Here is a 21299-nt window from a genome sequence, read left to right as displayed (position 1 = left end):
CGGCGTTAGTCTTGGCTCCGCGGAGTCCGAGGCGCGCGCTCGAGCTCCGGACCCTCGAACCGGCGAAGCGCGACAACGAGGCCAACGAGCATCGCGATCACGACCACACAAAATGGCAGCCCTGTGGCGATCGCGGCTGCCTGCAGCGACTCGAGCCCCCCGACCGCGAGCAGCACGGCAGCCACGACGCCCTCGCTGACGGCCCAGAACACCCGCCGTCGGATCGGCGGGTTGGGATCACCGTCGGAGCTGAGCATGTCGACGACCAGCGAGCCCGAGTCCGAAGACGTGACGAAGAACAAGATCACGACCAGCGTGGTCACGAGGCACGCAGCGGCGCCCCCAGGCAGCTCGCGCAGGACCACGTAGATCGCCGTGCTCGCGTCGGCCGCGACCGCAGACGAGACCTCGACCCCGCCGCGCAGCTCCAGCCACAGGGCGGTGTCGCCGAACACGGTCAGCCACACGAAGGTCAGCAGGCTCGGGACCAGGACCACGCCGGCCACGAACTCCCGGATCGTGCGGCCGCGGGAGATCCGGGCGATGAAGGTCCCGACGAAGGGCGCCCACGAGATCCACCACGCCCAGTAAAACAGGGTCCAGCGGGCGTGCCAGTCGTCGTCGCCGCGCCAGGCTGCGCGCGAGAAGGTCCGCTGGACCAAGCCCTGGAGGTAGTGGCCAAGGTTGTCGACGAAGCAGTCGAGCAGCAGGGCGGTCGGGCCCGCGGCGAGCACGAACACGAGCAACGCCGCGGCGAGGATCATGTTGGCCTCGGACAGGCGGCGGACGCCAGCGTGGAGCCCAGACACGACCGAGGCGGTCGCCGCGGCCGTGATGCAGGCGATGATCACGAGCTGCACGGTGATCGACTTCGGCAGCCCGAACAGCTCGGCGAGGCCGGCGTTGACCTGCATGGCGCCGAGTCCGAGCGAGGTCGCCAACCCAAACAGGGTGCCGAACACCGCGAGCACGTCGACGGCCTTGCCCGGTCCGCGGACCGCCCAGCGACCGATCAGCGGCTCGAGGGCCGAGCTCGGCGCGAGCGGCCGGCCGCGACGAAAACAGAAGTAGGCCAGGGTCATGCCGACGATCGCGTAGATCGCCCAGGCGTGCAGGCCCCAGTGGAAGAAGGTCAGGACCATCGCCTCTTGCGCGGCGGCGGTCGTGTGTGGGGTGGCCTCGAGCGGGGCCGCGAAGTGGGTGAGGGGCTCGGCGACGCCGAAGAACACCAGCCCGATGCCCATGCCCGCGGCGAACAACATCGCCAGCCAGGTGGTCAGCGAGAACTCGGGCTCGGCGTCGTCGGGGCCGAGCCGGATCCGGGCGAAGGGCGAGACGGCGAGCGCGATCGCAGCGATCAGGAAGCCGCCGACGGACAGGATGAACAGCCAGCCGAAGCGCGTCGTGATCTCGCTCAGGAGCCGGGCAAAGCCCGCGCGGGCGGCCGTGGGCCACAGCGAGGTTGCGACGACGAAGATCGCCACGAGCCCGGCCGAGACCCAGAATATTGGCGGGGCGCGGCGACCTTCAGGCACCTGTCGGGCCCGGCTTGCGCGCGACGACGATGCCCCAGGCCAGCAGCCCCTGCTCGCCGGCCTCGACCCAGCGGCGCAGGCCTCCGAGCATGCCGGCGACGTAGCTCGGGGTCGAGAGCGACTCGATCTCGGCCCGGCGCGCCTCGAGCTCGACCCGGACCCGCTCGTAGTGACGCGGCAGGTGCACGCTCAGATCTTGGATCGTGACGACCTCGAGCCCAGCCTCGGCGCACGCGCGGCGATAGAATTCGAAGCAGGCGAGATCGTCGAGGTGGATGCGCTCGAGGATCGGGCCGAGCGAGGCGGCGGGGACGTGGTCGCGGCGCATGGGATCGGTGAACACGAAGCGCCCGCCGGGTCGCAGGACCCGCGCGACCTCGTTGATGACCTGCTGGCGGGCGCCGCTGTGGAGGATCGCGTCTTGCGACCACGCGATCTCGACGCTCTCGTCGGCGAACGGCAAGTGCTCGAAGTTGCCCTGCCGAACCTGGACCCGGGCGAGCTGCGCGGCCTGGCACAGCTCGCGGTTGCGCGCGTTTTGGGTCTCGCTGAGGTTGAGACACACGACGTTGCAGTCGAACCGGCGCGCGAGCACACGGGCGGCGCCGCCGTAGCCCGAGCCGAGATCGAGGACACGATCGGCGGCGGTGATCGGCCCGAGCAGCTCGATCATGCGATCGATGATCCGGCGACCGGCCTCGTGGATCGAGCGCTCACCGGCCTCGTCGTAGAGCCCGATGTGGATGTCCTCGCCGCCCCAGATGTTGAAGTAGAACTGGTCGGCCTCGTCGCTGTCGTAGTAGCTCTGAGCCGCCTGGGTCGCCGCGCTGGCCTGTGTCACGCTCGCTCGTGTCACGCTGGTTGCTCCGGTTGGTCTTCGTCCTCGTTGGCGAACTCCTTGGTTGCGACGTGGACGAAGAAGTCAGGGTCTAGGTTGGCGTGGGTCTCCTGAAAGTCTCCGTAGGTGGTCACGTCCTGGAAACCAACCTCTTTCATCAGGTTCCTGACGTAGCGCTTTCGCAGCGGGAACATGTTGAGGTGGTAGACCGATTTGTCGGGGAACTCGTAGCGAAACCGCGCGAGCCCGTCGTCGACGTGCTCGGGCTCGGCCCGGACTGCCTCCCCACAATAGTAATAGGCATGTTTGGTCGCGACGCCCGAGTCGAGCAGCCGGTCATAGTTACGCTGATCGAGGATCAGCACGCCGTCGTGGCGCAGGGCCGCGTAGAATTCGGCGAGCGCCCGGCGACGGTCGCGTTCGGAGAACAGATGGGTGAAGGAATTGCCCAGACAGATCACCGCGTCGTAGCGGCCGACGATGTCGCGGTTGAGCCAGCGCCAGTCGGCGGGGACCGTGCGCAGCACGAAGCCCCGGCGGCGGGCGTTGATGAACGCCTTGCTCAGCATCTCGGCGTTGCCGTCGGCGGAGGTCACGTCAAAGCCTGCGCGCAGCAGCTGGACCGAGTGAAACCCGGTCCCGGTTGCGACATCGAGGACCGAGCGCTTGCCGAGTCGCCGGAGCAGATCGATGAAGAACTTGCCTTCGCTGCTCTCACGCCGATCCCAGTCGATCAGCTCATCCCACTTCTCGACAAAGGATTGAACGTACTCGGCCTGATAGTGATCGGTCGACCGATCCTCGAGCGGATTGTCCGCATAGCTCTGTTCGGGCTCGATGGTGTCGATACGTGCGGTGTCGTTTGGCTGATTCACGATGTCCTTCCGCGGTTTTCACACGCCCTGCGTCGTGGAGCTGGCGCCGCGATCCTTGCTCAGCTGGGGGCAGAGCGGGGCCGAGCGGCGGACTCACCAAAGACAGGCCTCGCCCGTCCGCCACAATCGACGCGGGCGGATCGTACCTCACAGGTGCGGTCACGAGCAAGTTGAGCGGGTGACGGCCACGTGCCAGTGACTCGAGCGGGCGCCGACAACCTGGCACCGACCTGGCACCCGGGACATGGGGCTCGGCTCGCAGCTCGGTCGCCGCCCGAGGGTTGAGGATCGACAGCTCAGAAGGCACGGTGGGTGTGTGGCGTTCGAGCTCGACCCATTCATGAAGTCCACCATGTTGTTGGTGGTGCTGCTCAACCCGTTTCTGATGAGCATCTACCTGCTGGACATGATCCAGACCCTCGACGACCGGACCTTCAACCAGATCCTGACCCGCGGTTCGCTGATCGCCACGGGGGTGTTCTGCGTGTTCGCAGCGGGTGGCGACGCGATCTTCCAGGACGTGCTGCAGGTTCGCTTCGCGTCGTTCCTGGTGTTCGGCGGGATCTTGTTCTTGCTGATCGGCGTGCGCTTCGCTCAGGACGGACCCGAGGCCCTGACCCAGCTGCGCGGGGCGCCTGGGCACCTCGCTGGCGCCATCGCGATGCCCTTCATGGTCGGCCCCGGGACGGTCAGCGCCAGCATCCTGGCCGGCGCTCGGTTGCCGGTGGTGTGGGCGCTGGTCTCGATCGTGGCGGCGATGTCCGTGACCGTCGGCGGGCTGGTGGTGCTCAAGGCCATCCACACCCGCGTCCAGCAGCGCAACGTGGAGCTGGTCGATCGCTACGTCGACGTCATCGGCCGTGCGTCGGCGCTGTTGATCGGGACGATTGCGATCGACATGGTGCTGAGCGGGCTCGAGCTATGGGCCCGGGACGCGCTCGGCGTGTGAGCGCTGCCGCTAGCTTCGCGACCGGTTTTTCGTGGCCAGCTCGCTGATCGCGTAGATCGCGAGGGGCACCGCGAGCCCCGGGAGCAGCTTGAACACATCGTCGGCCAGGCTCGACGCGCCCCACGAGAACACGGTCAGCACGCCGGCCGTCATCATCACCAGCGCGACGGGAGCCGAGGGCACGCGGCCCATGACGCGCAAGATCAACAGCGGACCCAGGCTGGCTCCGAGCGCCGACCAGGCCCCGAGCACCAGCGCGAACACGCCGTCGCTGGCCGACAGCGCGATGGTCAGCGCCAGGCCTGTGACCGCGAGCGTGGCCAGCTTGGACGCCCGATACGAGTCGCGCAGCGTCGGCGCGATGTCCTGGGTGACCGCCGCCGAGCAGGCCAGGATCTGCGAGTCCGCGGTCGACATGGTCGCCGAGAAGATTCCGGCGAGCATCAGGCCGACGAGGACCTCGGGCATCAGCGCGAGCGACAGCCGGGGCAGGGCGCTCTCCGCCGCCTGGGCCATGGCGTCGGGCGCCGCGCCAACGAGCAAGTCGGGCAGCAGGACCCGGGCGTAGAGCCCCGCGCCGACCGCCGCGACGCTGAAGGGCACGAACCACAGGTAGTAGATCCTTCGCGCCCGCGGGATCTGCTTGGCCGACGAGATCGCCATGCTGCGGATCAAGATGTGGGGCTGACCGACGGCGCCGAGGCCCCCGGCGACGAAGCCCAGGAAGTACAGGCCGAGCCCGAACCGGAGCTCGGCCGGACGCCAGCGGACGAGGGTGGGATCGATCGCCTCGAGGCTGGCGAACAGCTCGATCGGTCCGCCGGCCCGGGCCATCGCGATCGCGAGCAGCAAGCCCATCGAGACCAGCATCACGATCGACTGGACCGCGTCGGTCCAGATCGAGGCTCGGAGGCCGCCGGAGAAGCAGTAGAGCACGACGATCACCGCGCCGATGATCGCTCCCAGCCGCATGTCCCAGCCGAACAGCACGTGCAGGGCGGTGCTCCCGGCCGCGAGCTGGGCGGCCGCGTAGCCGCCCAGGAACACGAAGGTCAGCGCGCCCGTGACGATCACGGTCAGGCGCACGGTCGAGCCGTTGTCGCGGGTCCCGAGCAGGGCCGGGACCGAGGCGACGTCGAGCCGGCCCGACAGCGCGCGGACCCGGCCGTGTACCCACATCCAGACCACGAAGTCGCCGAGGATCCAGCCGAGCTGCAGCCACACGGCCTGGACCCCGAACCGGTAGGTGAACCCCAGCAGGCCGATGAACATGAAGCCGCTGTTGTTGGTCGCGACGCTGGACAGCGCCGTCAGCCACGGGCTCACGCTGCGGCCGGCGATCAGGTAGTCGGTGCTGGTCTCCTGGCGGCGCCGAGCCGAGAGCATGCCGACCAGCGTGAACGCCAGCAGGCACAGCCCGAAGCTCACGATGATCGCGGTCTTTGGCCCGGTCATCGGGGCGCGAGCGAGACGGGCTCGCGCTCGGCCAGAAACTCGGGCCGCGGTGGGAGGCCGCCGTAGGGCGCGCCCAGCCGATTCTCGACGCTGTTGTAGACCAAGAACACGTTGTGGCGGGGGAACGGCGAGAGGTTGCCCGTCGAGCCGTGCATGGTGTTGCAGTCGAAGAACACGACAGTGCCGGCTGGGCCGGTGGCCTCGACGATCTCGCCGTCCTCGGCGAGCCGGGTCAGGGCCTGCTGGTCAGGCACGCCGTAGCGCTGGGCCACGAGCGACTGCTTGTAGTGGTTGGCCGGGGTCTCACCAGCGCAGCGGACGTAGCGGCGGTGCGAGCCGGCGATCAGCATCAGCGGCCCGTTGATCGAGCTGTTGTCGGTCAGCAGGACCGAGGCGCTCAGCGCCCGCATCTGGCCCATGCCGTCCTCCATGTGCCAGGTCTCGAAGTCCGAGTGCCAGTAGAACTCGCGGCCTTCGAAGCCGGGCTTGAAGTTGATGCGCGACTGGTGGACGTAGACCTCGCTGGCCAGGATCTGGCGCGCGACGTCGGCGAGCCGGGGATCGGCGGCGAGCTGGGCGAACATCTCCCCGTCGATCGTCTGGTCGCGATGCACGCGAAAGATCGAGCGGATCGCCCCGCTGCCGGGCTCGCTGATCACGTCGTCGCGGCCGCGCAGGTCCGGTCGCTCGCGCAGCTGCGCGGCGCGCTTGCGGAGGGCGTCGACTTCGCTGGCGCCGAGCAGCTCGGGCCAGACCAAGAAGCCCCGGGCGCGGAAGCTCTCGAGCTGCTCGGGGGACAGCGGCCCGGGCCGCTGGCCCCAGCAGATCGGGTCGCTGCGCTCGATGATCTCCCACTCGTGACCGCGCGAGCGGTAGGGATCGCTTGCTGTCATGACAGGGTGTCTCTCCGGGTCTTGATCTCAGTCGATCAGGGGATACGCGCCGGTCGCATCGTGGACCTCGGGGCCGGCGAGCGGCGGGTTGAACACGCAGACCATGCGCAGCTGCGTGCGGGCCTCGAGCACGTGCTCGTCGTGTTGATCGAGGGCGTAGACGGTGCCGGGCTCGATGTCGATGACCTCGCCGCTGCCGACGACCGTGACCGTACCCTCGCCCTCGATGCAGTAGACCGACTCGAGGTGGTTGGCGTAGCGCATCTCGGTCCGGGTCCCGGCCTTGATCAGCGTGTCGTGCAACGAGAAGCCCATGCCCTCGTCGCGCAGCAGCAGCCGGCGGCTGATCCAGGTCTCGCCCGAGACCACCCGATCTTCGGGGAGCTCGTTCAAGCGACGCACGATCATGGTTGCACCGCCGCTTCGGGCTTGGACGACTCGACCCGCCGCCGCTCGCGGCTGGGTTTGCGCTCGGGTTTGCGTTCGTCACCACGGTTGACGGCGAGCGCGACGACCTCGCCGATGATGTCGAGGCCGCGCTCGAGCTCGGCCTCGGTGATCGTCAGCGGCGGCAGCAGCTTGAGGACTTCGTCGTGGGCGCCGGAGGTCTCAATCAGGAGCCCGCGCCCGAACGCCTCGCGCGAGGCGACGCCGGCCACGGCCGCGCGGGAGCCGAAGTCGACGCCCCAGATCAGCCCGCGCCCACGCACGTCGGCGTCGAAACGCTCGGCGATCGCACCGAGTCGCTGGCGGACCAGCTCGGCCTTGCGATCGACCGCTCGCGTCAGCGCGTCGTCTCGCCAGTAGCGCTCGAGGGCGGCCGTCGCGGTCACGAACGCGAGGTTGTTGCCGCGAAACGTGCCGTTGTGCTCGCCGGGGTTCCACACGTCGAGCTGCGGGCGAAACAAGGTCAGCGCGAACGGCAGGCCGTAGCCCGAGAGCGACTTCGACAGGCACACGATGTCGGGCTCGACCCCGAGCGCCTCGAAGCTGAAGAACGGCCCGGTCCGTCCGCAGCCGACCTGAACGTCATCGATGATCAGCAGCGCCGCGTGGCGGCGAGCGAGGTCCGCGAGTCGCTGAAGCCACGCGGGAGAGGCGAGGTTGACCCCACCCTCGCCCTGGACGGTCTCGACGATGAACGCCGCTGGCGCGTCGACGCCGCTCGAGGGATCGTCGAGCAGGCGCTCGACATAGTCGAGGGTGTCGACGTCGTCGCCGAGGTAGCCGTCGAAGGGCATGCGATCGACGCCGCCGAGGGCCATGCCAGCGCCGTGGCGCTTGCCCGCGTTGCCGGTCGTCGCGAGCGAGCCCAGCGTCATGCCGTGGAAGCCCCGGGTGAACGACGCCACGTTGGTCCGACCGGTGACCTTGCGCGCCAGCTTGAGCGCCGCCTCGACCGAGTTGGTCCCGGTGGGGCCGGGAAACATCAGCTTGTAGTCGAGGCCGCGCGGCTCGAGCACGAGCGCGGCGAAGCGCTCGAGGAAGCTGCACTTGGCCTCGGTCGCCATGTCGAGGCTGTGGGTGACGCCGCCCGCCTCGATGTACTCGAGCAGCGGCGCCTGCAGGTGCCGGTTGTTGTGGCCGTAGTTGAGCGCGCCAGCGCCAGCGAAGAAGTCGAGGTACGCGCGACCTTGGCGGTCGAACAGCTCACTGCCCTCGGCCCGGGCGAACACCTTGGGGAACGAGCGGCTGTAGCTGCGAACCTCCGACTCTAGGGTTTCGATGGTTCGATTCATGTTGTCTCTTGCTTTCGTAGGGGACCAATGCGGTAGAGCGGCTCGGGCTCGTGCTCGAGCGGGCCAAAGTCGGCGGACTCGAACCCTGGCGCGCGCTCGCAGGCGACGCCGCGCTCGCGGGCGAACCCGAGAAACAGGCGCGCCGAGGCCTGGTTGGACGTGCCGACCGTGGCCTCGAGAAAGGTCGCGTCCGCGGCGTCCGGGAGCTCGATGAGCCGGTGGAGCAGGCGCTTGCCGAGGCCCGCGCCGCGGGCGTCCGCCCGCACACCGATCTGCCACACGAACACCGCCTCGGGCCGCGTCGGCGGGCGGTAGCCAAGCACGAAGCCGACCAGCTCGCCGTCGCGCTCGGCGACCACACAGGTCCCGGCGAAGTGCGTGGCCAGCAGCAGGTAGGCGTAGCAGGTGTTGGGCTCGAGCGCGCCGGACTCACGGACCAGGGTCCAGATCGCCGCGCCGTCTGCGACGGTTGGCTGGCGCAGGGACACCTCGAGCGCGGGGGCCGAGGAGGAAGTCTGGGCGGTCGCGGTCATCGGCGGGCCGCCGTGGGGCTGGGTGTGGACAGGCGCGCGCGGTCCGTTGGTCGCTGCAGCTCGACCCAGGCCGGCCCCGGCGGCTTGAGCCCGTCGACATCGTCGAACACCGCCGCGTGCATCGTGCGGACCAGGTCTCGCGCTGCGTCCGCGTCGACGACGTAGCTGACGTGGGTGTCGTCGGCGGCGTGGCTGAACAGGTGAACGGAAGGCTCACCGAGCAGCAGCAGGGCCGTGGCGAGGCGCGGCAGCTCGCTGCTGATGCTCGTGCCCGTGATGCTGACGCAGGCGACGTCGCGGATGATCGAGGGCACGCAAAATTGCTCGAGATCCTCGAGTAGATCGTCGACGCGCGCGCTGGCCCCGGGGAGCGCGGCGAGGTCGATCGTCGCGCGGATCTCGGCCGGAGAGCTCGAGATCAGATCCATGGACAGCCCGTGGTTGCGAAAGCAGGTCGAGACCTCGGCCATGAACCCGACCGGCTGCCAGTCGCGAGGCCGGCGCATCCGGATCAGGCACAGGTTCGAGCGCGAGCTGATCATCTTGATGCCGGGTCGCGTGAATTCGGGCCCGGCGCCGATCAGGGTGCCGGGGACCTCCGGCCGATCGGTCCACCGAATGCCCAGCAAGATCCCCGCCGCGCGGGCCGGCGCGAGGCAGCGCGGGTGCAGGACCTTCGCGCCCAGGGCCCCGAACACCGCGGCTTCTTCGTAGCTGATCCGCGGCAGGAGTCGGGCCCGGGCGGCGTAGCGCGGGTCGGCGGTGAACAGACCCGGGACGTCGGTCCAGATCTCGAGGCGCTCGGCCTGCAGCTTGGCGGCCAGGTACGCCGCCGAGGTGTCGGAGCCGCCGCGACCGAGGACCACGGTCTCGCCGCGATGATTGCGGGCGATGAAGCCCTGAGTGATCGTCGCGTCGATGCTGTTCGAGGCCAGCCGGCCGCGCGCGGCTGGATCGGGCTCATGCGCGCAGCAGGCCGAGAGGTAGCGCTGGGCGGCGCCGCCGTTCGGCTCGGGGATGGCCTCGAGCAGGCTACGGGCGTCGACCCAGTGGACGTTGAGCCCCTGAGCACGCAGCCACGCGGCGCCGATCTTGGTCGACAGCAGCTCGCCGGACGCCAGCACGCGAGCTCGCCACGCCTCGGGGCATGGCGGCCCCACGCACGCGCTCAGCTGTGTGAGCGCGGACAGCTCCTCGCCGAGCACGGCGTCGAGGTCGAGGTCGAGCGCGTCGGCGAGGCGCTGGTGGAGCTCATGAACGCGAGCGAGGTACTCGCCCGGCGCGCGACCGCGCTCGACAGCGTCGACCAGGCCCGTGAGGGTGTCGGTGACGCCAGCCAGCGCCGAGCACACCACGACGGGGTGCTTACCCTGACGCACGTTGTCCATGACGACGGACGCGATGTGACGCCAGCGCTGGGGATTGGCGACGCTCGTGCCGCCAAACTTGAGCACGATAAAGGTCGAAGTAGAAGTGTCTGGGTCTGAATCGGACTCGGACGGCATAGTCTGAAATCGGTTGTGGCGGCGGACGCTGCTCTCGCGTGTTGCGAGGCAGAGTCGGTCGCTGGGGCGCCACACTACTAGTCGTGCTCGTGGAGCCTGTCAACCGCTCGGACGGAAAACTGTGATCATGATTGATACTTTAATATGTGCTGATGATGATAAAATATCACGACATTCTATTGTCTCGCATGATGATTAGATATCTGAGTACCCCTCAGTCGGCTCTCGCGCCGGGCGGAGCAGATGAAGCGCATGATTACGTTGGTCTAGATATCCGCCGAGGCGTTCCGTTCGGCCACCGGCTGCCACGCAGCGTGAGTCCACACCCCAAACACTCACCAGCAACACGCACTCACCGGCGACGTGGATGCACGGTTTTCGCTCGGTTCAGCGGGCTCGAGATACGGGCGCCCGTCGCTACCCTGCTCGGGTGCGATGCTTGCGATGCTTGCGATGCTTGCCATGCTTCAAGCAGCGAACCTCAGCTCGAGCGCCTCGTCGCGACCGCGGTCGTGAGCGACATGAGCCAGGCCGCGGCCGAGGATCGAGACGCGCCGCCCGAGCGAGCGAACATCCAGGGGGTCGAGGCCGAGCCCCGGGACCATCGAGTCGGGGACCATCGTCCTGACCCGCACCGACTGGTCCACCTGCTGGCCCGACCGCGTGCAGGACCTGGGCGACGCGAGTGATCGCTGCCGTCGGCACTGACACTGCGAGCCTCGATCACGGTCCTGCGCACGACTTTGCGGTCCATCGCACGCTCGCCGCCGCCGACATCCCCGAGTCGTGTCGGCGCCTCGAGCCGATTTGACCGCGATCTTCGACGGATATAGCATTTTCTCGAAGAACGTAAGGCGATGGATAGCGACCAGATGGATCTCGTCCTCGAGGAGCTGTTCCAGCGCGCGCCCGTCGGGTTGGCACTGTTCGACCGTGAGCTTCGGTACCTGCGCATCAACCCGCGAATGTCGTCGCTCAACGGCGTCCCGATGGAGGCCACACTCGGGCGCCGGATCCGAGATGTCCTGCCGGCCGTCGCCGATGGCGTCGAGCTCATGGTGCGGTCAGTCTTCGAGTCGGGCCGGGCGATCGAGCGCGTCGAGATCAGCGGAGAGACACCCGCCGAGCCCGGCCACCGGCGGAACTTTGTCGCCAGTTACCTGCCGATCCTGCTCGGTGGTTCCACCGCGGTCGCGGTCGCGGTGGTGGCCGAGGAGATCACGGCCCGCCGTGACGCCGAGGAGGCCCTGCGGGCGAGTGAAACTCGACACCGGTACTTGTACCTGCGGACGCCCGCGATGATGCACTCGATCGACGCGGAGGGACGCCTCGTGGACGTGAGCGATGCGTGGCTCGAGCGCATGATGTACGCGCGAGACGAGGTCATCGGGCGTCCCTCCGTCGAGTTCCTGACCGAGGAGTCGCGGGAGTACGCCTCGAGGGAGGTCCTGCCGGAGTATTTTCGCACCGGCATCGTCGAGAACGTCCCGTACCAGTTCGTTCGCAAGGACGGCGCTGTCCTCGACATTCTGCTGTCCGCGGTCGCCGAACGAGATGCGGAGGGTAACTTCGAGCGCTCGCTCGCGGTCCTCGTCGACATCACCGAGCGAAAGCGCGCCGAGGCGGCACTCCGCTACAGCGAGGCGCGGCTGCGGCAGGCCCAGAAGATGGAGGCGATCGGGCGCCTCGCCGGTGGCATCGCCCACGACTTCAACAACCTCTTGCTCGTCATCCTCGGGAACGCCGAATTGATGGCGCTCCAGCTGGACGACCCGAGCCAGCGCACGTCGGCGGAGCAGATCGTGGGCGCAGCACAGCGCGCCGCCGTGCTCACGCGACAGATCCTCACCTTCAGCCGTCAGCAGATCGTGGAGCCTCGGGTCCTCGACCTCAACGAGCTGATCCTCGACATCGAGAGCCTGCTCCGCCGCCTGCTTCGCGAGAGTCTCGAGGTCGTCATCGCGCTTCAGCGCGCGGCGTGCTGTGTCTGCGTCGATCCAGGGCAGGCGACGCAGATCTTGATGAACCTCGCCGTCAACGCGAGCGACGCGATGCCGGACGGCGGGCGCCTGACGATCGAGACCGCGACGGTCAGCATCGGGATCGCCGACCACGGCGAGCCGGGTGAGTATGTGCTGCTGACCGTGACCGACACCGGGGTGGGCATGGACGCCGAGACCCAGGCCCGCCTGTTCGAGCCCTTCTTCACCACCAAGGAGCCCGGTCGAGGCACCGGTCTGGGTCTCGCAACCGTCCACGGCATCGTCTGTCAGAACAAGGGCTGGGTGACGGTCCACAGCAAGCTGGGCCGAGGCTCGAGCTTCGGTGTGTACCTTCCCCGGGTGGCGGAGGCGAAGCTCGAAGTCGACGAACCCGCGGGTGCCCCCGTCGCGGATCTGCTCCTGCCGGCGACCATTCTCGTGGCCGAGGACGACGCGACGGTGCGAGGCGTCGTGGCGACCGTGCTGCGCGAGAAGGGCTACACCACCTTGTGCGCGCGTGATGCCGATGAGGCGCTGCAGATGATGCGGGCCCACCCAGGTCCGATCGACATCGTCCTCACCGACGTCGTGATGCCCGGCACGTCCCCCATGACCCTCGTCGAAGGGGTCCGCGCACGGCACCCCCACGCGCAGGTGGTCTACATGTCCGGCTACGCGCCGTTGCAGTCCGGCGGAGTCCAGATCGCAGCGAAGGACTTTCTACTCAAGCCGTTTACGATAGATGAGCTGCTCCGCAAGCTTGCCGCGGTTCACTCGGCGGCTCCCTGAGTTCTCGAGCTCGAGCTCACGCAAGAGCCCGGCGCTCGGCACGTCCTGCATCGGGCGCGGGAACCATCAAACCGAGAGCAACCGCGCGGTCCTCAACGCCGAGTCGAGCGTTGTGGTGTGGCGACGAGCCCGTCCGCGTAGACTCGCGCGCATGATCGTCGTGACCAACCGGATCCCCGTGGCCCAGGGCCACGAAATCGACTTCGAGGATCGCTTCCGCAAGCGCGTTCACCTGGTCTGCGATCTCGTGGTGTCGCCACCAGCCGCAATGACCCGAAGTCGATGCCAAGTCGCGCTTGGGTATCGTGCGATTAGCTTGCCCTGACAGCTGAATATGTATGATGTGATGATGTGATGATGTGATGATGTTCGATGTCGCCACGTTCCGTCGCTTGTTTGCGGATCAGCGCGGACGCGACATTCTGAGCTCGCGGCGCGCTGCATGGAGCTCACCGTCTGACCGTGGCCCGCCGCGGCCTCGGTGAAGACCGCATCGTGAAGTGAAAACGAGACGCCGCTCAGTCGCCCGTGAGCGCTTCGAACCGACGAACTTGGCGCTTGTAGTACGCGCTGTCCGGCTCGAGCTCGCTGGCCTTGCGGATCGCGACCAACGCGGCCTCGGGCTCGCCGACCAGCTCGCGCAGCTCGGCCTCGAGGTAGCGCAGCTCGGCGTTGTCGGGGGCTCGCCCGATCCCGGCGAGCACGGCGGCGAGCCCGGCGTCGGGGCGGCACTTCTCGCGAAACGCGAACCACCCAAAGCTCGCCGCGAGCTCGACGTCTTCGGGATCCGTCGCGAGCATGGCCTCGAGCGCGGCGACGGCCTCGTCGGGCTTGCCGAGCTGGCAGTAGGCCCGGCCGATCATGCGGTAGGCCTTGGTCGCCTCTGGGCTGTCGGGGAACTTGGACTGCAGGGCCTGAAGCTGGAGGATCGCGGTCTCCGGATCGTCCTCGAGCTTCATCGTGAAGAACATCGCGAGGTCGTAGATGACCTTGCTGGTCAGGCCCTTCGCGTTGTCGATGTCGTCGGCGATGACCCCGGCGTAGACCCGCTCGGCGTCGGACTGGCGAGCGGCGAGCACATAGGCGTGGCCGAGCCGATAGCGGGCCTCGACGTCGGCGGGCGCGGCCTCGACCGCGGCCTCGAGCTCGGCCAGCACGTTGCCGCCCGCGGCCAGTTCTTCGAGCTTGGGGACCAGCGCGTCGGGCTCGATGAAGTCGACCAACCGGCCCTTCTCGATGCCAGTCGCCTCGAGCATCAAGAGGGTGGGGTAGGCCTGGACGTGGTAGCGCTCGACCAGGTCGGGACCCTCGCCCTTCTCGGCGTCGACGTGGACCGCGATCGCGTGCTTGGCCAGCCACTCGCCGACCCGGGGATCGGTGAAGGTCTTCTCGTCGAGCTCGTGGCAGGGCGGGCACCAGTACGCGCCGACGTCGACGAACACCAGCTTGGCCTGGGCCTTGGCGGCGGCCAGGGCCTGCTCGAGGCCGCCGTCGAACCATTCGACGGCCGAGACGATGCTGCCGTCGTCACGGATCCCCGTGACCGCGGCGCCGTCGATGCTGTTGGTGAGCAGGTGCTGAGTCGGCGCGGTGGGGCTCGCGGGCGCGGGGCCAAACTCGAACACCGGGCCGCGGGGCGGCTCGTGCTCCTCGGTCCCGCAGCCAAGCAGGGACGACATCAACGCGAGGGCGGCGAGCAGCTGGAGGGATCGTGTGGGGCGGAAGACTCGGTGCGGGCGGGACATCGGGAGACAGCCTCGTTCACTCATCCGGCAGCAAGTCCGCGTCGGCCGGCTGCGGCGAGCGCGGGTGTTTGTCGGCGTCCTCGGGGGGCTTGCCGGCGCTGCCAAACCGGCCGCTCGGGCTCACCAGGATCGGAGTCGTGGGCTTGTTGATGCGGGCGCTCGGCGCCTCGAGGTCGCGCTCCATGGCGTTGGGCGCGACCATGACGGGTGGCGGCGGCGCGACCACGGGCGGCGGCGCGACCATGGTCTGCGGGGCGCTCACGGCCCGCGGCGCGCTTGGAGACTGCGGCGCGCTTGGAGACCGCGGCGCGCTTGGAGACCGCGGCGCGCTTGGAGACTGCGGCGCGCTTGGAGACTGCGGCGCAGCTGCGACGGTCGGTCCGCTCGCGGCCTCGACCTGAACGGCCAAGACCTCGTCGGCGTCGAGCTCGACGGCCTCGGCCGGCTCCGCGGACTCGAGGTCATCGAGCTCGTCGAGGTCGTCCATGTCGTTGGGATCGAGCGAGAGGGTGTCGCTGGGCTCGCGGACCGTGTCCTCCTGGAGGGCGGCGGCCAGCTCTTCGCGCGAGAGCTCGCCGCTCGACTCGCTGACGACGATCTCTTCGCTGAGATCCATGATGTCCATGATCTCGTCGGCGGGCGCGCCCTGGCCAACCGCGACGGCCTGGCTCGACGGGTCGCGGGCCAGGCTCAGATCCAGGTTGGCCTGGCGCAGCCGCGAGCTCAGCTCCTGGACGAACGCCCACAGCAGCTTGACGGCGAGCGGAGCTTCTTTGCGCAGGATCTCGAAGAAGTCCTCGCGGTTGATGATCAGCAGCTTGCCGTCGGCGACGGCGGTGGCGGTGGCCGAGCGGGGGGTCGTGCCGACCAGCGCCATCTCGCCGAAGTGAGACCCCTGCGGGAGCGTGGCCACGTGCGAGCCGCCCGACTCGAGCTCGACGAGCCCGCGCAGGATCACGAACAGCTCCTCGGCTGGCTGGCCCTCGTAGCACAGCACGTTGCCCGACTCGAACGGGACGATGCGGGTGAGGTTCATGATCCGCACGAGCTGCTGGTAGGTCAGCGCGGCGAACAGCGGGATCGACTTGAGGGTGTCGAGCGTGAAGTTGATCTCGGCGGCGCGATCGCTGCCGTCGGCGTTCTCGGGGACCTGGATGATCAGCGCGGTGATGTTGTCCTTGCCGCCGCGCGTGTTGGCCATGTCGATCAGCCGACCGGGGATGTCCTTGACCTCCGTCAGCGCGAGCATGTGCGAGATGTCGCTGTCGTCGAGGTACTCGTAGAGCCCGTCGCTGCACAGCAAGAACGAGTCGCCGGGGATCATGTCGAAGTCGAGCGTGTCGACCTCGACGGCCTCGTTGGGCCCGACCGCGCGGGTCATGGCGTGCTTGAACTGGGCGTAGGGGCTGTCGTCGAACGCTTCGGCCGTGATCTTGCCCTGGCGGATCAGCTCGTTCATGAGCGAGTGATCCTCCGTGAGCTGATAGACGATGCCGCCGCGCAGCAGGTAGATCCGGCTGTCGCCGACGTAGGCGATGTAGCCGCGATCGCCGACGATCAGCAGCGACACCACCGTGGTGCCCATGCCCTTCTTCTCGGGCTCTTGCACGCCCTTGCTGTAGATCTGCTCGCACGCGACGTGGACCGCGTACTCCAGCAGCATGCAGATCTCCATGTGCCAGGTGGGGTCGTCGTCGCGGCCTTGCTCGAACAGATCGTGCTCGCGCGCGAGGATGCCGCGGATCGTGTGGACCGCCATCGCGCTGGCGACCTCACCCGAGGCGTGGCCGCCCATGCCGTCCGCGACCACGAAAAAGCGCAGCTCCTGATCGATCAGGAAGTTGTCTTCATTGTGAGTGCGTTTGCGCCCCACATCCGTGGCGGCCCAGTACTTGAGATCCATGGCAAGCAGACGAGGGGGAGGGGATGGCGAGAGAGATGAGCCGAGCGGGGAGGCCGAGGGCGTGGACGAGGATAGTATCTGTTTTGGGCGCAGATCTCGAACCCGGGGCGCTCGCCCCCGATCCCAGGCCCGATCCCAGGCCCGATCCCAGGCCAGGGCTTGGACGCGCGCTCAGATCCGAGGTCCCTCGCCCACGATCCGGGCTGGGGTCAGGAGCCAGTCGATGACGTTGGGGCTCGGCTCGCTGTCGAGCCGCCACTCGAGGCTCTCGAGATCAGAATGGCTGACCGGTCGCCCGTCGAGCCACGCGCCGCGTGGGTGGCCGAAGTCGCCGTCACCAGGTGCCCCGGCGCCGCTCGCCTGGCCACTGCGCGACTCGAGCGCCTCGCTGTCACTGCAGGCGTCGGAGTCGGCGACGGGCAGCAGGACCTCGTAGAGATCATCTTCGTGGAGGCGGCGGACCGCGGGCGGATCGGACAGGTGCAGCAGGTACTCGACCTCGAGGCCCAAGGTCCGGGCCGCGCACAGCCGCCGACGCAGGCTGATCGCCCGGCTGCTGACGCCGGCCGCGATCAGCTGGACCGAGAGCTGCCCGGGGTGCTGGCCGCGAAAGCGCATGGCCGGCGCGAGCATGTCGGCGAGCCGACCGTGCTCTTCGTCCTCCATGAACAACACGAGCCTGTGGGGGAGCGCGTCGCCACCGACGAGCACGCCGGTCTCGGGGAAGGTGCGATCGAGGCGGAAGATCTGGCCGGGCATGACCGCGGCGAACGACCCGATGTTGACCGGAACGTGGAGGTTGTTGGCGGGGATGGTGATCAGACGATCGAGCTGGGTTCGCAGCTCGGACAGCTCCGTGTCCACGTCCAAGAACTGCTCGTGGCCCTCGCGATCGATCACGCCGATCATGGTCACGCGCGGGCCCGTGGGCTGGGCGGCGAGGTGCTTGGACGCGCGCTCGAGGTCGCGCCGCAGGCACGCCCCCGAGGCGCCCGTGCGCCGGAGCTCGACCGCTTCGGGCTCGAGCTCGAGCTCGCGGGCCAGGCGGGCGCGACCTTCGGAGGTGCTCAGCTCGGCGGCGACCAGCGGCCAGTCTTGGCGCTCGAGCAGGCGCAGCGCTTCCTCGGCCTTGCCGAGCGTGGCCACGGCCATGAACCACACCCGGACCGAGTCGCTGTCGGCGTCGTTGGAGGACAGGCTCCCGCGGCTGGGGATCAGCTCCATGCGCAGCTCATCGCCGCGCTCGCCCGCGATCCGGCGCAGCTCGAGCCACAGGCGCAGCGGGCTGGTCTCGGACGCGGTCGGATCGATGTAAACCTCGAGCAAGGTCGGCGCTTGGCGGCGCCCGAAGCCCAGAAAGAAGTCCAACTTCTGGGCCCGACACTGCTCGCGGCTGGGCTCGTACGCGGCGACGTCGCCATCCGCGTCGCCGGACGCCTGCCCAGGGCCGAGTGCCAGGACCAGGGCGAGGCTGAGGGGGCCGTACACCGGCCAATCTTGACGGTCGGGCTGCATCGACGCAAGCGCGCTGCGGGGCTGGTAGCGTGCGGCATGCGTCACCGCAGTCCGTGGCCATGGGTGCTCTCGCTCGTCGCGCTGGCCGCGTGCCATGCGACTTCCAGCGTCGGTGAGGTCCCCGCGCCAACCACTCACGAGCGGAGCGTCGAGCGGCTCGAGGCCGACCCGGCGCGCGTGGGTCCGCTGATCCTCGCGCACGGCGGGCAGGGCTCACCCGCGTCGCGCAGCGACGGGCCAGCGGCGGCGGTCGAGCGTGGGTTCGAGCAGCTCGAGCACCACGCGGGAGACCAGCGCGCCGCGGTCGCGGCCGCGATCGCGACGATCGAGCTGCTCGAGGACGATCCGCGCTTCAACGCAGGAACCGGCGCCAACCTGCGCCTCGATGGGGTCAGCATCGAGGCGGACGCGGCGATCATGGACGACCGCGAGCGGTTCGGGGCCGTCGCCGGGATCGCCGGGATCCGCCACCCGATCCGGGTCGCCGAGGCTGTCGCGGACTCTCCACACTTGCTGCTGGTGGGCGACGGCGCCCAAAAAATCGCGGCGACCTTGGGCCTCGAGACCCGCGACCTCGCGACGCCACAGGCCCGCGCCAAGCTCGAGCGTGGCTACGCGCGGCTGTTCTCCGAGCCCGCCGACGGGCCGTGGGCGCAGTGGGACTGGCGGGCGCACTGGAACTTCGAGACCCCCGCGCCGGCCAGCCTCGACGAGGCGATGGCGCTGCTCCGCGCCGCCGAGCTGGCCGCGGCCGACGACGGCGAGTCGGGCCCGCAGGTGACACCCGATCAGACCCAGGACACCGTGGGGGTGGTGGTTCGCACCGCGCAGGGCCGCTACGCCGCGGCGCTCTCGACTGGTGGCACGACCCTCGCAATCCACGGTCGCGTCGGGGACGTCCCGATCCTGGGCGCGGGGCTGTACGCCGGGCCCGACGGCGCGGTCGCGGCCACGGGCAAGGGCGAGGCGATCATTCGCGAGCGGGTCGCCGCGCGGGTCTACGATCTGCTGGCCCGCGGCCACCTGCCCAAGGACGCCATCAACGCGGCGATCCGTGAGATCAGCCCCGAGGAGGGCGTCGGCGTGATCGCGGTGTCGCAGCAGGGCTGGAGCGCGGTCGCGACCTCGCAGATGGCGTGGGCGGCTCGGGATCGAGACCAGCGCCACCGCGCCGACACGTTCATCCAGCATCGGGATCGCTGAGCTTGGCAACCGCTGACGGGCGCTCTACTGTCGCCATGCTCATGACGGACCTGGCTCGCGGACTCGTTGGTCTGGCCGTCGCGGCCGGCCTGGTGCTGGCGTCGCCGCGCGCGGGCGCGGCTCCGGTCGAGCCAGCCGCGGGCCCCAATTCGAGCGACGATCCGAGCGACGATCCGAGCGACGCTGCGTCAGCCGCGGCGCCCGAGTCAGACCCGCCGCCCGACGTCGAGGCTGACGTCGCGCCCGAGCTCGACGCGCTGCCGAACGTCGACGATCCCGCTGTCGCGCCGCCGCCCAAACCGGAGCTCGCTCCCGAGCCCGAGCCCGAGCCCGAGCCCGAGCCCGAGCTCGACGACGACCTCGATCGAGATCTCGATGACGACGACCTCGATCAGGATCTCGACCGTGACGAGAGCGCCGGGATCGACGACGGCTACGATCCCGTCCGCGACAGCCCCGAGTTTCAGACCGCGCGGCGCTGGCTGGGCGCGGGGATCGGCGCGACGATCACGGGCGCCGTGCTGGTCGGTGGCGGGATCGCGATGAGCCAGACCACGCCATGTCAGACCGGGACGGGGAACAACTGCTTCGCCGACGCCCGCGATCGCGGCGCCCTGACCATGGGCGTTCCGGGCGGGGTGCTGATGGCCGGTGGCGTCGCGATGATCATCGTGGGCGCCCTACAAAAACGCCGGATCAAAGCCAGCCTCGCCCTCACCCCCGGCGAGGTCGGTGTGGTCGTGGGCGGCCGGTTCTGACTCGCGGGCCGGCTCTGACTCGCGCGTTGGGGGCCGGTTGCGCGGCGGTCGGATCGCGTGCGGGTGCGGAAACTCGGGCGCCGGGACGCTGGCGCTGACGGGCCGCGACGGCGCCAGCGAGAACTCCACGGGCCGGTCGAGCGTGGGGCCGATCCGCAGGTCCAGCCGGCGCTCGAGCTTGGGTGACCCGGGGCAGGTGGTGCCCGACTTTCGGTTCGACCCGTCGGGGTAGGCGCGGGTCCGATCGGTGATCACCCGGGTCTCGAGCAACAGCACGACCACGCTGGCCGCGACCGCGAGCCCGGCGCTCGTCGCTGCGCCCGCGGCCAGGCCCGTCTGCGCGAGATCGTCGTTGCTCGCCGCCGCGCTGATCCCCAGGGCCAACGCGAGCGCGCCCGTGCCGATCGCCGTGCCGGCCATCGCCGGCAGCAACCGGCCGCCGCGCTCGCTGGGCACCAAGCTGTCGGCCCGATCGAGCAGCAGCACCCGCCGATCGCCGGCCTGGAACTCCACGCTGAACGCGTGCTCGTCGAGCAGCATGTCGTAGCGGCCCGGATCGACCGCGAGCCGATAGTCACCCGACTCGCGCTTGGGCATGTCGAGGCCGTCGATGCACAGGCGCCTGCGCGGGCGGGCGTCGATCTCCACGATCGCGACGCTGCCCTCGATCGTCCGCATGTGGCGACGAACCTCGCGTCGCTCGGCGTTGCTCTCTACGGTGTCGATGATGGCGTCGAACAGCTCCCACGCTTCGGGCAGGCGGTTGGCCTTCTCGAGCGCGAGCGCGAGGTTGAACAGCGTGACCGGGTGGGGGAGCAGCGAGTGGGCTCGCTCGAAGCTCGACACGGCGAGGTCGAACTCGCCGCTGGCGATCGCGGCCAAGCCCGTGTCGAACGAGCGCTTGGCGACCTCGCGCGGGTCTTCACTCGACGCGTCCGGCGAGTCGCTCGGTCCAGGGCTGGGCCCATCCGCGTCGGCGCGCGGGCTGGGCCCGGACCCGACGGCGGCGATCGGGCTCGTGCCGATGACGAGAGCAGCGAAGGCTGCGAGCGAGGCCGAAGCGAGCGCCATTGATCAACCCG

General features: G+C 69.3%; 18 protein-coding genes. 5 read left to right on the top strand and 13 right to left on the bottom strand.

Features of this window, described 5'->3' with window-relative positions; all coding sequences use genetic code 11:
• Positions 1-5: 5 nt before the first annotated feature.
• From ENSA7_RS05115 to ENSA7_RS05105, 3 genes are read right to left on the bottom strand one after another with little or no spacing between them, the layout of a single operon-like run.
• Positions 6-1535: a BCCT family transporter gene (locus ENSA7_RS05115; protein ID WP_106088063.1), complete on the bottom strand. Its 1530-nt coding sequence runs from the start codon at positions 1533-1535 to the stop codon at positions 6-8.
• Positions 1528-2391, bottom strand: a complete 864-nt coding sequence (locus tag ENSA7_RS05110) for a methyltransferase domain-containing protein (RefSeq protein ID WP_219907912.1) — start codon at positions 2389-2391, stop codon at positions 1528-1530. Before ENSA7_RS05110 ends, ENSA7_RS05115 begins: the two co-directional genes overlap by 8 nt.
• Positions 2388-3248: a glycine/sarcosine N-methyltransferase gene (locus ENSA7_RS05105; protein WP_244923715.1), complete on the bottom strand. Its 861-nt coding sequence runs from the start codon at positions 3246-3248 to the stop codon at positions 2388-2390. The genes ENSA7_RS05110 and ENSA7_RS05105 overlap by 4 nt, the downstream gene beginning before the upstream one ends.
• Before the next feature lie 316 nt (positions 3249-3564).
• Here ENSA7_RS05105 and ENSA7_RS05100 point away from each other — a divergent pair, with 316 nt between their 5' ends.
• Entirely contained in the window at positions 3565-4197 is a 633-nt protein-coding gene (locus ENSA7_RS05100) for a MarC family protein (RefSeq protein WP_219907911.1), read from the top strand.
• A 9-nt stretch (positions 4198-4206) separates the two neighbouring features.
• Here ENSA7_RS05100 and ENSA7_RS05095 read toward each other — a convergent pair whose 3' ends face one another.
• From ENSA7_RS05095 to ENSA7_RS05070, 6 genes are read right to left on the bottom strand one after another with little or no spacing between them, the layout of a single operon-like run.
• Positions 4207-5652 (bottom strand): sodium/proline symporter, encoded by a 1446-nt coding sequence (locus tag ENSA7_RS05095; RefSeq protein WP_106088061.1) that lies wholly within the window; start codon positions 5650-5652, stop codon positions 4207-4209.
• A complete protein-coding gene (thpD, locus tag ENSA7_RS05090) occupies positions 5649-6545 on the bottom strand; it encodes an ectoine hydroxylase (protein ID WP_106088060.1) in 897 nt (298 codons plus the stop codon). Before thpD ends, ENSA7_RS05095 begins: the two co-directional genes overlap by 4 nt.
• 27 nt (positions 6546-6572) lie before the next feature.
• On the bottom strand, positions 6573-6953 hold the full coding sequence (locus ENSA7_RS05085) for an ectoine synthase (RefSeq protein WP_106088059.1): 381 nt from the start codon (positions 6951-6953) through the stop codon (positions 6573-6575).
• Positions 6950-8284, bottom strand: coding sequence for a diaminobutyrate--2-oxoglutarate transaminase (gene ectB, locus ENSA7_RS05080; RefSeq protein WP_106088058.1), 1335 nt, complete (start codon positions 8282-8284; stop codon positions 6950-6952). Before ectB ends, ENSA7_RS05085 begins: the two co-directional genes overlap by 4 nt.
• Complete coding sequence (gene ectA / locus ENSA7_RS05075; RefSeq protein ID WP_106088057.1) at positions 8281-8817, bottom strand: diaminobutyrate acetyltransferase; 537 nt, start codon at positions 8815-8817, stop codon at positions 8281-8283. Before ectA ends, ectB begins: the two co-directional genes overlap by 4 nt.
• Positions 8814-10271 (bottom strand): aspartate kinase, encoded by a 1458-nt coding sequence (locus ENSA7_RS05070; protein WP_181233187.1) that lies wholly within the window; start codon positions 10269-10271, stop codon positions 8814-8816. Before ENSA7_RS05070 ends, ectA begins: the two co-directional genes overlap by 4 nt.
• A 563-nt stretch (positions 10272-10834) precedes the next feature.
• Here ENSA7_RS05070 and ENSA7_RS43220 point away from each other — a divergent pair.
• Together ENSA7_RS43220 and ENSA7_RS05060 are read left to right on the top strand one after the other, a co-directional pair.
• Positions 10835-11011, top strand: coding sequence for a hypothetical protein (locus ENSA7_RS43220; RefSeq protein WP_181233185.1), 177 nt, complete (start codon positions 10835-10837; stop codon positions 11009-11011).
• Positions 11012-11179: 168 nt separating this feature from the next.
• Positions 11180-13093 (top strand): hybrid sensor histidine kinase/response regulator, encoded by a 1914-nt coding sequence (locus ENSA7_RS05060; RefSeq protein ID WP_106088054.1) that lies wholly within the window; start codon positions 11180-11182, stop codon positions 13091-13093.
• 518 nt (positions 13094-13611) lie between these two features.
• Here ENSA7_RS05060 and ENSA7_RS05050 read toward each other — a convergent pair.
• From ENSA7_RS05050 to ENSA7_RS43215, 3 genes are all read right to left on the bottom strand, one after another.
• Positions 13612-14838, bottom strand: a complete 1227-nt coding sequence (locus tag ENSA7_RS05050) for a thioredoxin family protein (protein WP_181233183.1) — start codon at positions 14836-14838, stop codon at positions 13612-13614.
• A gap of 16 nt (positions 14839-14854) precedes the next feature.
• Positions 14855-16741, bottom strand: a complete 1887-nt coding sequence (locus ENSA7_RS05045) for a cyclic nucleotide-binding domain-containing protein (RefSeq protein ID WP_106088052.1) — start codon at positions 16739-16741, stop codon at positions 14855-14857.
• A 171-nt stretch (positions 16742-16912) separates the two neighbouring features.
• Entirely contained in the window at positions 16913-18229 is a 1317-nt protein-coding gene (locus ENSA7_RS43215) for a hypothetical protein (protein WP_181233181.1), read from the bottom strand.
• Between the two features lie 63 nt (positions 18230-18292).
• On the opposite strand from ENSA7_RS43215, the gene ENSA7_RS43210 reads away from it, so the two are divergent.
• Together ENSA7_RS43210 and ENSA7_RS05035 are read left to right on the top strand one after the other, a co-directional pair.
• On the top strand, positions 18293-19459 hold the full coding sequence (locus ENSA7_RS43210) for an isoaspartyl peptidase/L-asparaginase (RefSeq protein ID WP_181233179.1): 1167 nt from the start codon (positions 18293-18295) through the stop codon (positions 19457-19459).
• A gap of 35 nt (positions 19460-19494) precedes the next feature.
• On the top strand, positions 19495-20217 hold the full coding sequence (locus ENSA7_RS05035; protein WP_106088050.1) for a hypothetical protein: 723 nt from the start codon (positions 19495-19497) through the stop codon (positions 20215-20217).
• On the opposite strand, the gene ENSA7_RS05030 is transcribed toward ENSA7_RS05035, so the two are convergent.
• Positions 20140-21288 carry a tetratricopeptide repeat protein gene (locus ENSA7_RS05030; RefSeq protein WP_106088049.1) on the bottom strand — a complete coding sequence of 383 codons (1149 nt, stop codon included), beginning with the start codon at positions 21286-21288 and terminating at the stop codon, positions 20140-20142. The two genes, ENSA7_RS05035 and ENSA7_RS05030, sit on opposite strands and share 78 nt — an antisense overlap.
• Positions 21289-21299 lie beyond the last annotated feature (11 nt).

It is taken from the genome of Enhygromyxa salina, assembly GCF_002994635.1.
GTDB classification, from domain to species: Bacteria; Myxococcota_A; Polyangia; order Nannocystales; family Nannocystaceae; genus Plesiocystis; species Plesiocystis salina_B.
The sequence above is the reverse complement of the archived record's forward strand: the minus strand, read 5'-3'. Positions and strand labels throughout refer to the sequence as shown.

Bases quoted from the DNA above. Each gene is read 5' to 3' on its own strand.
- ENSA7_RS05095 (WP_106088061.1), bottom strand. From the start codon at position 5,652: ATGACCGGGCCAAAGACCGCGATCATCGTGAGCTTCGGGCTGTGCCTG.
- thpD (WP_106088060.1), bottom strand. From the start codon at position 6,545: ATGACAGCAAGCGATCCCTACCGCTCGCGCGGTCACGAGTGGGAGATC.
- ENSA7_RS05085 (WP_106088059.1), bottom strand. From the start codon at position 6,953: ATGATCGTGCGTCGCTTGAACGAGCTCCCCGAAGATCGGGTGGTCTCG.
- ectB (WP_106088058.1), bottom strand. From the start codon at position 8,284: ATGAATCGAACCATCGAAACCCTAGAGTCGGAGGTTCGCAGCTACAGC.
- ectA (WP_106088057.1), bottom strand. From the start codon at position 8,817: ATGACCGCGACCGCCCAGACTTCCTCCTCGGCCCCCGCGCTCGAGGTG.
- ENSA7_RS05060 (WP_106088054.1), top strand. From the start codon at position 11,180: ATGGATAGCGACCAGATGGATCTCGTCCTCGAGGAGCTGTTCCAGCGC.
- ENSA7_RS05050 (WP_181233183.1), bottom strand. From the start codon at position 14,838: ATGTCCCGCCCGCACCGAGTCTTCCGCCCCACACGATCCCTCCAGCTG.
- ENSA7_RS05045 (WP_106088052.1), bottom strand. From the start codon at position 16,741: ATGGATCTCAAGTACTGGGCCGCCACGGATGTGGGGCGCAAACGCACT.
- ENSA7_RS43210 (WP_181233179.1), top strand. From the start codon at position 18,293: ATGCGTCACCGCAGTCCGTGGCCATGGGTGCTCTCGCTCGTCGCGCTG.
- ENSA7_RS05035 (WP_106088050.1), top strand. From the start codon at position 19,495: ATGCTCATGACGGACCTGGCTCGCGGACTCGTTGGTCTGGCCGTCGCG.
- ENSA7_RS05030 (WP_106088049.1), bottom strand. From the start codon at position 21,288: ATGGCGCTCGCTTCGGCCTCGCTCGCAGCCTTCGCTGCTCTCGTCATC.